Source organism: Aquabacter albus (assembly GCF_040049275.1).
GTDB lineage: Bacteria > Pseudomonadota > Alphaproteobacteria > Rhizobiales > Xanthobacteraceae > Aquabacter.
In genome coordinates, this window is the sequence record NZ_JBDZDT010000004.1 from 403,482 (window position 1) to 416,473 (window position 12,992).

The following is a 12,992-nucleotide window of genomic DNA, read 5'->3' on the forward strand; positions in this document are numbered from 1 at the left end:
GGTGACCGGCGCGGGAGCAGCATAGTGCGGCTGTGGCCGGCGGCAAACGCCGCTTAGGCTCAGCTCTTCTTCACATGCGGGCAGGTGGACTGGGCGAGGGGCTTGTAGGCCTCGTCGCCGGGAATGGTGCGCAGGATCTTCATGAGGTCCCATTCGCCCTTGGATTCCGCCGGCTTCTTGGCCTCGGCCAGATACATGTCGTGCACCATGCGCCCATCGGGGCGGATCTTGCCGTTCTGGGCGAAGAAGTCGTTGATGGGGTTCGCCTTCATCCAGTTGGACACCGCCTCCGCATCGTCGGTGCCGGTGGCCTTGATGGCGTTGAGATAGTGCATGGTGGCGGAATAGGCGCCGGCCTGGACCATGGAGGGCTGGGCATTGGTCTTGGCGAAGTATTTCTTCGCGAAGGCCCGGCTCGCATCGTCACGATCCCAATAATAGCCGGTGGTGAATTTCAGGCCCTGCGCCACCTTCAGGCCGAGGGCCTTCACGTCGGTGATGAAAACCAGCATGGCGGCGAGGCTCTGCCCGCCTTGGGTGATGCCGAACTCGGACGCCTGCTTTACCGAATTGACGAAGTCGAGGCCCGCATTGGCAAGGCCGATCACCTGCGCCTTTGAGGACTGCGCCTGGAGCAGATAGGAGGAAAAGTCGGTGGTGGCGAGCGGCGCCCGCGCGCGGCCCAGCACCTTGCCGCCGAGGGATTCGACGACCCGGCTCGTGTCCGCTTCCAGCGCGTGGCCGAAGGCATAATCGGCGGTGATGAAGTACCAGTTCTTGCCGCCTTCCTGCACGATGGCGGCGCCGGTGCCGGTGGCCAGCGCGTAGGTGTCGTAGACATAGTGGATGCCGTAGGGCATGCAGCCGTCATTGGTGAGGGCGGTGGTGGCGGAGCCCGCACCGATGATCACCCGCTTCTTCTCCGCCCCCAGGCGGAACAGAGCGAGGGCGGAGGCCGAATCGGTGGATTCGACGATCATGTCGACCCCTTCCGTGTCCATCCAGCGCCGGGCGATGCCGGAGGTCACGTCCACCTTCGCCTGATAGTCGGCTGAGACAACGGTGATGGGCTTGCCGTTCACCTGGGAGCCGAAATCCTCCACCGCCATCTGCACCGCGGTGATGACGCCCGGCCCGCCATGGCGGGAATAGACGCCGGTCATGTCGACGATGGCGCCGATGGCGACCTTGTCGCCGCTCATGCCCTGGGTGGAGGCCGGCGCGGCGCCGGCAATGAGGGCGAAGCCGGCAGCGGCGGCGCACCAGGAGCGATACCTTTTCAAGGACGTCACGGCAGTTCCTCCAAAGATCACGTCTTTGTTTTGGGCAAGGCTGGCCGCGTCGTCGCGCCCGTCACCCGCTGCCTCCAGTTACGGCAAGTGCCATGCCAGATGATCTCTTTGAAGAAACGTTATTGTTGCGCCGCAGCAATGTCCGCAACGAATACATATGTTGTCTGCACAACCACTATGCCGTTTGCCCCGACAACAGGTACAACCCGCCGCGGAGGGCGAACCCGTCAGGATGAAAGCGCGCGCCCAGCGGCGACGCGCCGGCGCAGGAGGGAAGAGGGGCGGTAGCGATCGTCGCCATAGTTTGCCTGGAGGGCTTCCAGCACGGCGAGGATGCGCGCCGGCCCCACATGGTCCGCCCAGGCGAGCGGCCCCTTGGGATAATTGACGCCGGCGGTCATGGCCCGGTCGATGTCCGGCGGGGAGGCGACCCCCTGGAGCACGGTGTCGGCCGCCTCGTTCGCCAGCATGGCGAGGGTGCGCATGACGAGAAGGCCCGGCACGTCGTCGAGCGCGCTCACCGTCTTGCCCAGCGCCTGGAACAGGCTGGCGGCCTTCGCCAGAGTTTCGGGCGACGCCTGGTCCGCCTTGGCGAGGGCGATGCGGGTGGCGGCGCCATAATCCAAAGCGAGGTCGAACAGGACGAGGTCGGCGATGCCGTCCTCGGCGGCGCGGCGGGTGGCACTGCGGCCGTCCGTCAGCGCGAGGGTCGCGCCGTCGAGGCGGATCAGACCCGTGCCATCAGTGCGTTCGATGGCAATGCCGGCTTCACCGAACGGCTTCACCAAGGCCTCGGCAGGCCCCAGGTCGCCTTCGATTCGCAGCGCGCGGGGAACGGGGCCCACCGGCAGGGCGGCGGGCGCCGGCGGCGTCGCATCCGGCCCGTAATCGTAGAAGCCGCGCTTGGTCTTGCGGCCCAGCCAGCCTGCCGCCACCAGCTCCTGCTGGGTGAGGGAGGGGCGGAAGCGCGGGTCGCCGAAATAGGCGTCGAACACCGAGCGGGTGACCGCGAAATTCACGTCATGGCCGATCAGGTCCATGAGCTCGAACGGCCCCATGCGGAAGCCACCCGCCTCGCGCATCACCGCGTCCAGGGTGGCGACGTCTCCGGCGCCTTCCTCCAGCAGCCGCAGGCCCTCCGCATAGAAGGGGCGGGCGACGCGGTTGACGATGAAGCCGGGCGTGGACTTGGCCCGCACCGGCTGCTTGCCCCAGGCGCGGGCGGTGTCCACGAGCGTCGCCGCCACCCCCGGCGCCGTGGCGATGCCGGAGATCACCTCCACCAGGGCCATGATGGGCGCGGGATTGAAGAAGTGCATTCCCGCCACCCGCTCCGGCCGCGTCAAGCCGGCGGCGATGGCGGTGATGGAGAGGGAGGAGGTGTTGGTGGCGAGGATGGCGTCCGCGGAGACGATGGCCTCCAGGTCGCGGAACAGGCCGCGCTTGACGCTGAGGTCCTCCACGATGGCCTCGATCACGAGGCCCGCCTGCGCGAAGTCGGCCAGCGCCGCCGCCGGCCGGACGCGCCCGCCGGCTGCTTCCGCATCCTCGGCGGAGAGGCGGCCCTTGGCCACCAGCTTCGCGAAGTCCGAGAGGATGCCGGCGCGGCCCTTCTCGGCGGCGTCGGGGCGTGTGTCGTAGAGGAGCACGGTGTGGCCTGCGCGGGCGGCCACCTGGGCGATGCCGGCGCCCATGGCCCCGGCGCCCACCACGCCGATGATGGAGGAGGAGGGCAGAGCGCTCACGCGCCGGCCTTTTCCATGGAGATCACGGCCTTGCCCTGCACCTTGCCCTGGTGGACGAGGGTGAGCGCCTCGGGCGCCTCCTCGAAGGGGAAGGCGCGCATGACGCGCGGGCGCACCGCGCCCTCGTGCCAGAGGCGGAACAAATCGTCCTGCACCGCGCGCACCCGCTCCGGCGTGCGGTCGCGATAGTCGCTCCATTGCAGGCCGGAGACGGAGATGTTCTTCACCAGCAGGTAGTTCACCTTCACGCTCGGGATGTCCCCCGCTGCGAAGCCGATCACCACGAGCCGTCCGCACCAGGCCATGCCCCTGAGTGCGGCGGCGAAGAAGTCGCCGCCCAGCGGGTCCAGCACCACGTCGGCGCCGTGGCCGTCGGTGGCCTTGTGGACCTGGGCGCGCAGCTCATCGCGCAGGTTCGGCACGGAGACGTCGATGATGGCATCGGCCCCGCCCTCGCGGGCGACCTTGGCTTCGTCCTCCGAGCGCACGGCGGCGAGCACGCGGGCGCCGAGGCCCTTGGCGATCTGCACCGCGGCGAGGCCGACGCCGCCGGCCGCTCCGCCCACCAGAACGGTCTCGCCTTTCTTGTAGAGGCCCCGGTCCACCAGCGCGAAATAGGCGGTCTGGTAGACGAGGCCCATGGCGGCGGCGGCGGGGAAGCTCAACCCGTCGGGGATCTTGAAGCTCTGCGAGGGGGTGGTGATGGCCTGCTCGGCGAAGGCGCCGTTCTCCACCTGGGACATGATGCGGTCGCCGGGCTTGAAGCCGGTGACGCCCTCGCCCACCGCGCGCACCACGCCGGAAAAGTCCTTGCCCGGCGTGAAGGGGCGCTCGGGCAGGATCTGGTATTGCCCGCCGATCACCAGCACGTCGGGGAAATTGATGCCGGCGGCCTTCACGTCCACGGCGATCTCGCCCGGGCCGGGGGTCAGATCCGGCAGATCGTCGATCCGCATGGTGTGGGGAGCGCCATGCTCCCAGACGCGGTAGCTGCGCATGGCGCGGTCCTTTCAGAGAAGCTGCGCGGGATCGCTCGCCTCGCCCAAAGCGGGGGCGGCGATCTCGGTGGTGGAACGGAAGGTGGGCGCCAGCGGCACGGGCAGGGCGGGCAGGCTTTGCCCATCCAGGGACAGGCGATGGGCGAACACGCCGCGCGTTGTAAAATGCGGGTCGGCCACCGCCTCCTCCAAGGTCGCGACGATGGAGCAGCACACGTCCTTGCCCGCGAAGGCGGCTCGCCATTCGTCGGAGGTCCTGTCGGCGATGCGGGCGGCGACTTCGGCAATCACCTCATGGGCGGGTGCCGCAGGATCGCGCAGCGGTTCGGAGAGGCCGATGATGGTGGAGAAATTCTCCCAGAACTTGTCCTCCAAAGGCGCCGCCGCGAGATGGCGGCCGTCTTTGGTGCGGTAGATCTGGTAGCGGGGCGAGCCGCCGGTCACCAGCTCGCGGCCGCCCGCGGGCCACGCGCCCGTGGCAAAGCCGTTGCCGAGGCCCCAATAGACGAAGGAGAAGAGGTTGTCGGCCATGGCGATGTCGAGATGGGCGCCTTCGCCGGTCTTCTCCTTCACGCGCAGGGCCATGAGGATGTTCATGATGGCGGGGTAGGTGCCGCCTGCAATATCCGCCGCCAGCACGGGCGGGAGCACGGGCGCGCCGTCCGCTCCGGCCGAGAGGCCGAGCACGCCGCTCTCGGCCATGTAATTGAGATCGTGGGCGGCCACGGGCGCCTTGGGGCCGGTCTGCCCCCAGCCGGTGATGGAGCAATAAACGATGCCGGGATTGATGGCTTTCACCGCCTCATAGCCGAGGCCGAGGCGATCCATCACGCCCGGGCGGAACTGCTCGATGAGGATGTCCGCCTTCGCGATGAGCGGCCTCAGCGTCTCCACGGCATCGGCCGCCTTCAGGTCCAGCGCGATGGAGCGCTTGCCCCGGTTCAGCATGTGGAAGTTCACGCCGTCGGCGCCGATGAGCGGCTCATAGCTGCGCATCTCGTCGCCCCGGCCGGGGCGCTCCACCTTCACCACCTGCGCGCCCGCCTCGGCGAGGATCAAGCTCGCCAGGGGGCCGGGCAGGAGGGTGGAGAAGTCAAGAACCAGGACACCGTCCAACGGCTGCATGTTCACGCCCCTTCATTGTCGCGCGCCTTTGCCACTTGGGCGCGGCGGGCAGGGGAGTAGGCGGGATCGCCCAGCGCCGTGTAAAGGGCGCGGGTCACGTCGTGATGGGCATCCAGCCCGGTGCGCTCCAGAAGCTCGATGGGGCCTTCGGGATAGCCGAGGCCGAGCTTGAGGGTGAGGTCCATGTCGGACGCCGTGGCGAGCTTGGCGTCCAGCCGGCTGAGGGCCGCGTTGTAATAGGGGCGGACCAGCCGGTCGATGATGCGGCCGGGAAAGTCGCCGCACACGGCGGTCTTCAGCCCGTGCGCCTCGAACAGCGCCCGCGCCGCCGCCACCGCCGCATCCGGCGTGTTGGGCTGGCGGACGATCTCCACGAGGTCGCTGGGCGCCGCATTTCCGAGCCGGAAGCGGGCGAAGCCCAGAACGGTGCCGCCTTCATCGCCCCGGCTCTCGCCGGTGTGGACGCCGAGGCACTCGGTGCCGAGCTCGATCAGGATCAGGGCGTAAGCGTCCTTGTCCGCGAGATCGGCATAGGCCGTCCCGGCGCCTTCGCCGATGAGCAGCAGCGTGTCGCCCTTGCCCTCCGCCGCCGAGATGAGCGCATGGCTGTCGGGGAAGGAGCGGCTCTCGCCGGACGCGATCACGGTGTGCGTCATGGTCAGGCTCCGAAGATCGCGGTGGTGTCGTAATTCAGGAAGCCGCGCTTGGTCTTCCGCCCCAGCCGCCCGGCGGCCACCATGCGGCGCAGCAGCGGCGGGCAGGCGGCTCGCGGCTCGTGGGTGACGCCGTGGAGCGCCTCGCAGAGCAGCACCTGGGTGTCGAGGCCCACGAGGTCCAGAAGCTCCATGGGCCCCATGGCATAGCCGAGCGCGCCCTTGATGGCCTTGTCGATCTCGGCCGGCTCGGCGACGCCCTCCTCCACGAGGCGGATGGCGTCGTTGTTGAAGGGCACGAGGAAGTAATTGAGGATGAAGCCGGGCGCGTCCTGCGTCTTCACCGGCCGCTGGCCCATCTGCTCGCACAGCGCCCAGGCGGCCGCAAAACTCTCTTCCGAGGTGTTGAGGCCGGGCGACATCTCCACCAGCTTCATGAGCTGCGCCGGCAGGCAGAAATGCATGCCCACGAACCGGTCGTCGCGGCCGGATTTCGCGGCGATCTCGGTGATGGAGAGGGTGGAGGTGTTGGACGCGAAGAGGGTGTGCGGCGGGCACACCTCGTTGAGCGCGGCGAAGAGCTTCCCCTTCACCTCCAGCTCCTCGAAGATGGCCTCGATGACCAGCCCGCAGGCAGCGAGGTCCTTGATCTCGCTGGTGCCGGTGACCCGGCCCATGATCTCGTCCACCTGGTCCTGCGTGAGCTTGCCCCGCTGCACCGACTTGCCGAAGAAGGCATGCATGCCGGCCAGCGCGCCCTCCACGCGCTTCGGGTCAAGGTCGAACAGGAAGGTGGGGAAGCCGCCGCGCGCGGCGACGATGGCGATGCCCGTCCCCATGGTGCCGCAGCCGGCGACGCCGACGGGTTGCTTTTCGCTCATTGTCTGTCCTCGAAATCTATCCCGTCCCGTCGCCAGCGGGGGCTCCCTCCCCCCTTGCGGGGGAGGGGTGGGGAGGGGGGTGAAACGGGCGGGGCTTGGTGGCCCGGTGTCGAAAGGGCGGAGAGGCTTTCACCCCCCTCCCTGCCCTCCCCCGCAAGGGGGGAGGGTGAGATCGGCGCCGTTCCGACAAAGTTGCCCATCTCCAAAAACTCCCTCAGCGTTCGATGAAGCTGCGGCCGATGAGCTGGCGGTGGATCTGGTTCGTGCCTTCCCAGATCTGCGTGATCTTGGCGTCGCGCATCAGGCGCTCGACGCGGAAATCCTTCACATAGCCGTAGCCGCCATGGAGCTGCACGGCTTCCGTGGCCATGCGCATGGCGATGTCGCTGGCGCGCATCTTCAAGATGGAGGCTTCAACCCCGATATCGGTGGCGCCGCTCTCGATCCGCTTCGCCACATGCACCAGCCACGTGTCGCAGAGTGCGATCTCCGAGGCGAGGTCGGCGAGGAGGAACTGGATGCCCTGGAACTCGATGATCTTCTTGCCCGACTGCTTGCGCCCATTGATGTAGGCGATGCTGTCGTCGAACGCCGCATGGGCGATGCCGAGCGCATGCGCGGCGACGGAGGGGCGGGACTTGTTGAGGGAGGCGAGCAGCAGCTTCAGCCCCTCGCCCGGCCCCTTCAGCAGGTTCGCGCGCGGCACCCGGCAATTGTCGAAGGAGAGGGTGGCGGTGGAGGAGGCGCGGTGGCCCATCTTGTCCTCCAGCCGCACCACCGAGAGGCCCGGCGTGCCCTTCTCCAGGATGAGGCAGGAGATGGCGGCCTTGGGGTCCTCGGTCTCCGACCATTTGCCGAACATCACATAGAGGTCGGCCACATCGCCATTGGTGATGAAGGTCTTGGAGCCGGAGACGATGATGTCGTCGCCGTCCGGCGTGTACTTCGTGCGCATGCCGGTGGCGTCCGAGCCGGCGTCCGGCTCGGTGATGACGAGGGCGGCAAGCCCGCCGTCCGCGATGCGTGGCAGGAGGCGCTTCTTCTGCTCCTCGGTGCCGAAATCGATGAGCGGCTTGATGGCGTGGAAATTGGTGGCCCAGATGATGCCGGTGGAGGCGCAGGCGGCGGAGATTTCCCGCACGCAGGCGAGATAGGACAGGTAGCTGAGGCCCGCCCCGCCATAGGCCTCCGGCACGAACATGGCGTTGAGGCCGAGATCGTTGATGCCCTTCACGTTCTCCCAGGGAAATTCCTTGGTCTCGTCGTGATGGGCGGCGCGCGGGGCCACCTCGTTGCGGGCGAACTCCCGCACATTGTCCAGCAGCAGGGCCTCGTCTTCCGGTAGGTCGAGCGCGGCGTCGAGGCGATGGAAAAGGGTCATGTCACACCACCTTAGAGGGCCATGCCCTGGGCGCCGTCGAGATAGATGGTCTCGCCGGTGAGGAAGCCGATATCCTCCGCGAACAGCGTGCCGATGAGGCGCGCCACGTCCTGCGCGCCCGCCGGCCCGCCCACGGGGATCCGGGAGGCGAGGAAGGCGCGGGTCTTCTCGGAGGCGAGGAAATCCTTGTTGAGGTCGGTCTCGATATAGCCGGGCGCCACGGTCATCACGCGGATCTTCTTCGCCGCCCATTCCACCGCGAGGCACCGCGTGATGGCCGCCACGGCCGCCTTGGAGGCGCAATAGGCGGCGTTGCGGCGCACGCCCATCTTGTCGAAGAACGAGCCCATATTGACGATCAGCCCGCCGCCTGCCGCAAGCAGGAAGGGATAGGCCTGCTGGCACACGGCGAAGGTGGCGGTGGCGTTGGTGCGCAGCACCTCCTCGAACTCGGAAAGGGGCTGGCGGTCGGCGGGGCCTTCCAGATGGATGCCGGCATTCTGCACGAGGCCGTTGAGCGGCCCCGCCTTCCCCTCGAATTCCTGGAACGCGGCCTTCATGGAGGCGGCATCGAGGATGTCGCCCTTCAGCAGCACCATGCGGGCGCGCACGTCGTCAGGAATGTCGAGGCCCTGCGGCCCTTCCCCCTTGCGCGAGAGGCAGCCTACGGTATGGCCGCGCGCGGCAAGGTCTGCCGCCACCACGGCGCCGATGCCCCGGCTTGCGCCGGTGATGAGGATATTGCGGGAGGCCGCCATCTCAGCGGTCCCTGAAGGCGGGCTTGCGCTTCTCGACGAAGGCCGCGAGCCCCTCAGCCGCGTCCTCCGTCCGATAGGCGAGGGTGGACAGGTCCGCCTCGATCTTCAGGCCCTCGTGGAGCGGCGTGTCGAGCGCCCGCTTCACCGCGCTGCGCGCCAGCGAAAGAGCGGGCAGGCCGTAGCCGGTGAACTCTTCGGCGAAGCCGATCGCGGCGGCCTTGACGTCGCCGTGGATCATCCGGTTGACGAGGCCGATGGCGAGCGCCTCCTCGGCGACCAACGTGCGGCCGGTGAGGATGAGATCCAGAGCGCGTGCCTCCCCCACCAGGCGCGGCAGGCGCTGGGTGCCGCCATAGCCGGGGATCAGGCCGAGCTTGATCTCCGGCAGGCCCATTTTGGCCTTGTGGGAGGCGAGGCGGAAGGTGCAGGCCAGCGCTAGCTCCAGTCCTCCGCCGAAGGCAAAACCGTTGATGGCGGCGATGGACGGAACCTTGAAGCTGTCGAGCCTTGCGAAGGTCGCTTGGCCCAACTCCGCGCCGGCCTTCTCCTCTATCAGCGTACGGCCGATCAATTCCTTGATGTCGGCGCCGGCGCAAAACGCCTTCTCGCCCGCGCCGGTGAAGACCAAGGCGCGAATGTCCCAGGAGGCGGCCTCGTCCAGCGCCGCGCCGAGCTGGCGGATGATGTCGAACGACAGCGCGTTCAGCGCCTCGGGCCGATTGAGCGTGATGACGGCACAGGTGCCTTCGCGGGACAAATCGATCATCAGGTCCTCTTGCCGGCGCACGTAGCGCCGCGGTCGGTTGGCGCCCGGTCGGATGGCGCTGTGGTCAGATGGCACCCGATGCACGCAGCTCGGCGATGCGCGCATCGTCATACGCCAAAAGGCCCCGCATGATCGCCTCCGTGTGCGCGCCGAGGCGTGGCGGCGGGGCGGAGCCGCGCGGGGCGACGCCGTCCACCTTGATGCCGAGCCCCACCTGCGGCAGCGCCTCGCCGTCGCGGTCCATCTCGTAGAAGGTGGCGCGGGCATGGAAGTGCGGGTCCTTCACCACCTCGTCCACCCGGTAGATGGGGCCGGCGGGCACCTTGTTCGCGCCGAACAGCGCCAGCCATTCGGCGCGCGGCCGGGTGTTCAGGATCTCCTGGATCATGGCGACGATCTCCTCCCGGTGCGCCCGGCGTTCGGCATTGTTGGAGAAGCGCGGATCGTCCGCCACTTCCGGCCGGCCGAACGCGCTCCACAGGCGCTTCCAGATGGCATCGTTGCCGATGCCCAGCGTCATGGGCAAGTCGGCGGTCTCGAAGGTCTGGTAGATGGCGATGACGCTGTCCTTGCCGCCGGAGCGGCGCGGCACCTCGCCCGAGCCCATGTATGTGACGATGCGGGGCGACATGAAGCGGATCATGCTCTCGGTGAGCGAGATGTCGAGCACGCAGCCCTGGCCCGTCGCGTTGCGCTTGTGGAGGGCGGCGAGCACCGCCATGGCGGCATCGGTACCGGCCAGCATATCGGCGGCGGGGGAGCCCACTTTCTGGGGCTCGCTCTCTATGGTGCCGGTGAGATCCATGACGCCGCTATAGCCCTCGGCGATGAGGTCGTAGCAGGGCAGGCCGGAATTGGGGCCGGAGAGGCCGAAGCCGGTGAGCGAGACGTGGATGAGGCGCGGTCGGCGCGCCCGCACGGTCGGCGCGTCGAGGCCGAGCTTGCGCTGTACATTGGCGAGCTGGTTGGTGACCACCACGTCCGCCTTGTCGAGAAGGTCGGAGAGCACGCGCCGGCCCTCGGGCGAGGCGTAGTCCAGCTCAACGCTCATCTTGTTGCGGTTGACGCTCAGGAACCAGAGCGACTCGCCATGCAGGAAGGGCGGTCCCCACTGGCGCGCATCATCGCCGCCCGGCCGCTCCACCTTCACCACTTCAGCGCCGAAGTCGGACAGGAGCATGGTCGCGTAGGGTCCCGCGATGGACGTGGTGAGGTCCACCACCCTCACGCCTGAGAGCATCTTGAAGGGGGCCGTTGCCGGTTCGATCGCGAGGTCCACGGAGTTCATGCGTTCACCACTGTTCCCCGGCATCTCAGCAAGGCGCATGCCAGACCTTGGGGAAGGAGCGCGGCCGTGGATGCGCGCCCTGCAGAGGTGCTGTGGGGGCGCCCGTATCGTGTCTGCGGCAAGTACAGGCGTGTCGGCGGCGGCGACAGCCGAGTGGGGTTCTAATGCGGGTTTCCCTCTCCCGCTTGCGGGGGAGGGCCAGGGAGGGGGAAGGCTGGGCGGGGAACAGGGCGGCTGTCGCCCTGGAGCTTCAAGCGTTCCCCTGCTTCACTGGCCCCCTCCCCAGCCCTCCCCCGCAAGCGGGAGAGGGGGCGTGCCCGCCTCTTCCCTCCTGGCACGACCCTTGCGGAACGGAAGGCCGGCGCCCCGGTGGCGCGTCGCATAACAGGCCGTCCACCTCAGGGAAGGACGGCGGAAATGGAGAGGAACATGCGGTTGACGCGTCTCGCCGCGAGCCTAGCGCTCGCCACCTTGCTCTTGCCCGGCGCCGCGTCCGCGCAGACCTATCCCAGCAAGGCCATCGACCTCATCGTGCCGTTCGCGCCCGGCGGGTCCACCAGCCTCACGGCGCGGGCGGTGGCGCAGTCGCTGGAGGAATTGTGGAAGGTGCCGGTGCGGGTGGTCGCGAAGCCCGGCGGCAACACGGTGCCCGCCGTGGACGAGGTGATGCGCTCCGCGCCCGACGGCTACACGCTGCTGGCCGATTCCCCCGCCTCCTCCTCCATGCTCGAAGTGGTGGTCAAGAACCCGCCCATGCCGGTGATGGACCGCAGCTTCGTGGGCATGGTGGCGCAGACGCCCATGATCTTCGTGGTGCCGGCGGATTCGCCGTTCAAGACCATGAAGGAGGCCATCGACCGGCTGAAGAGCGATCCCGGCACCTTCACCTGGACCTCGCTGGGCGGCGCCGGTGCGCAGGACTACACCTTCCGGCAGCTCTTCAAGGCGGTGGACGTAGACATCAAGCGCACCCGGCCCGTGGCCTCCAAGGGCGGAGCCGAGGCGGTGACCATGACCGCGGGCGGCCATGTGATGCTGGGTGCCGGCTCCTGGAGCGCGGTCTCCCCGCTGCTCCAGAGCGGCAAGCTGAGGGTCCTGGCGGTGGCCTCCGACAGCCGCTTCCCGCCTTTGCCCGACACGCCGACCATGGCTGATCTCGGCCTTCCGTCCGTGCAGATCCTGTTCTGGTTCGCCGTCTCCGGCCCGCCGAACCTGCCGCCGGAGGTGATCAAGGCCTGGACGGCAGGCATTGCCACCATCTCCAAGGACCCGAAGTTCCAGCAGGCCCTCATCAATATCGGCATGGTCCCGTATGTCCACGACGCCGCGAAGTTCCGGACCTTCGTGGCGGACGAGAAGAAGACCGTGGAGACACTCTGGGCGGTGGGGCCGTAAGCGCGGGGGGGACGGCCATGGCACACGAAAAGCGCACCGCAAAAGCGGTGCTCTTCACTTGGACGGACATCGCGCCGGACGAGGAAGCGGGCTTCAACGATTGGTACAATCGCGAGCACATGCGCGACCGTATCCTCGGCCTGCCCGGCTTCATCCGCGGCCGGCGCTATGAGAATACGGGACCGGAGGGGCCGAAATATCTCGCTTTCTACGAGGCGTGGGACATCGGCGTTTTCCAGTCCTCGGCCTATCTCGACATGGTGCGCGAGCCGGATCCGGCGAGCCGCCATTACATCCTGCGCTTCAAGAACGTGATCCGCACCATCGCCCGCATCGTGCGGGATTTCGGCGAGGCGGAGGGCGCGTGCCTTGCTGCCATCGCGCTCGCGCCGAGGCCGGGCGAGGAGGAGGCGCTGGCCCGCGCTCTTGTGGAGGAGGTGGTGCCGGACCTCCTCAAGACCCCCGGCATCGTCGCGGCACGGATCATCGCGCGCGACGACAGCCTCGCGGCGAAATCCACCGGCGGCCATGTGCGCCAGGGCGACCGGAGGCTGGAGTTCGGGCTGTTTGTGGAGGCGACCCATATGGAGCCGTTGCGCGCTGCCGTCTCTGCCGCCTTGGCCCGCGGGCCGCTCTCCGGCGTCAGCCCTGCCCCGCTCGAAGGCCCGGCCTATCTGCGGCTGCTCTATCGCGTGTCGCCGGCCTGACGG

Annotated in this window: 12 protein-coding genes; 2 read left to right on the forward strand and 10 right to left on the reverse strand. The window is 68.4% G+C overall.

What is annotated here, in order from left to right; translation table 11 throughout:
* Positions 1-59: 59 nt before the first annotated feature.
* The 10 genes from ABLE91_RS11605 to ABLE91_RS11650 form a co-directional block, all read right to left on the reverse strand.
* Positions 60-1,292 carry an ABC transporter substrate-binding protein gene (locus tag ABLE91_RS11605; RefSeq protein ID WP_348930974.1) on the reverse strand — a complete coding sequence of 411 codons (1,233 nt, stop codon included), beginning with the start codon at positions 1,290-1,292 and terminating at the stop codon, positions 60-62.
* A 227-nt stretch (positions 1,293-1,519) separates the two neighbouring features.
* Positions 1,520-3,037 carry a 3-hydroxyacyl-CoA dehydrogenase PaaH gene (paaH, locus tag ABLE91_RS11610; RefSeq protein WP_348930975.1) on the reverse strand — a complete coding sequence of 506 codons (1,518 nt, stop codon included), beginning with the start codon at positions 3,035-3,037 and terminating at the stop codon, positions 1,520-1,522.
* A complete protein-coding gene (locus ABLE91_RS11615) occupies positions 3,034-4,035 on the reverse strand; it encodes an NADPH:quinone oxidoreductase family protein (protein WP_348930976.1) in 1,002 nt (333 codons plus the stop codon). The genes paaH and ABLE91_RS11615 overlap by 4 nt, the downstream gene beginning before the upstream one ends.
* A 12-nt stretch (positions 4,036-4,047) precedes the next feature.
* On the reverse strand, positions 4,048-5,160 hold the full coding sequence (locus ABLE91_RS11620) for a CaiB/BaiF CoA transferase family protein (RefSeq protein ID WP_348930977.1): 1,113 nt from the start codon (positions 5,158-5,160) through the stop codon (positions 4,048-4,050).
* A gap of 2 nt (positions 5,161-5,162) precedes the next feature.
* Positions 5,163-5,816: a 3-hydroxyacyl-CoA dehydrogenase family protein gene (locus tag ABLE91_RS11625; protein ID WP_348930978.1), complete on the reverse strand. Its 654-nt coding sequence runs from the start codon at positions 5,814-5,816 to the stop codon at positions 5,163-5,165.
* A gap of 2 nt (positions 5,817-5,818) precedes the next feature.
* A complete protein-coding gene (locus ABLE91_RS11630; protein ID WP_348930979.1) occupies positions 5,819-6,694 on the reverse strand; it encodes a 3-hydroxyacyl-CoA dehydrogenase family protein in 876 nt (291 codons plus the stop codon).
* A 214-nt stretch (positions 6,695-6,908) separates the two neighbouring features.
* On the reverse strand, positions 6,909-8,075 hold the full coding sequence (locus ABLE91_RS11635; protein WP_348930980.1) for an acyl-CoA dehydrogenase family protein: 1,167 nt from the start codon (positions 8,073-8,075) through the stop codon (positions 6,909-6,911).
* An 11-nt stretch (positions 8,076-8,086) separates the two neighbouring features.
* The gene (locus ABLE91_RS11640; RefSeq protein ID WP_348930981.1) at positions 8,087-8,833 is read right to left on the reverse strand and encodes an SDR family NAD(P)-dependent oxidoreductase; all 747 of its coding nucleotides are present in this window, start codon (positions 8,831-8,833) and stop codon (positions 8,087-8,089) included.
* 1 nt (position 8,834) lies between these two features.
* A complete protein-coding gene (locus ABLE91_RS11645) occupies positions 8,835-9,599 on the reverse strand; it encodes an enoyl-CoA hydratase/isomerase family protein (RefSeq protein WP_348930982.1) in 765 nt (254 codons plus the stop codon).
* A gap of 64 nt (positions 9,600-9,663) precedes the next feature.
* A complete protein-coding gene (locus tag ABLE91_RS11650; RefSeq protein WP_348930983.1) occupies positions 9,664-10,887 on the reverse strand; it encodes a CaiB/BaiF CoA transferase family protein in 1,224 nt (407 codons plus the stop codon).
* Between the two features lie 429 nt (positions 10,888-11,316).
* On the opposite strand from ABLE91_RS11650, the gene ABLE91_RS11655 reads away from it, so the two are divergent.
* Together ABLE91_RS11655 and ABLE91_RS11660 are read left to right on the forward strand one after the other, a co-directional pair.
* The gene (locus ABLE91_RS11655) at positions 11,317-12,282 is read left to right on the forward strand and encodes a tripartite tricarboxylate transporter substrate binding protein (protein ID WP_348930984.1); all 966 of its coding nucleotides are present in this window, start codon (positions 11,317-11,319) and stop codon (positions 12,280-12,282) included.
* A gap of 17 nt (positions 12,283-12,299) precedes the next feature.
* Positions 12,300-12,989: a hypothetical protein gene (locus ABLE91_RS11660; RefSeq protein WP_348930985.1), complete on the forward strand. Its 690-nt coding sequence runs from the start codon at positions 12,300-12,302 to the stop codon at positions 12,987-12,989.
* Positions 12,990-12,992 lie beyond the last annotated feature (3 nt).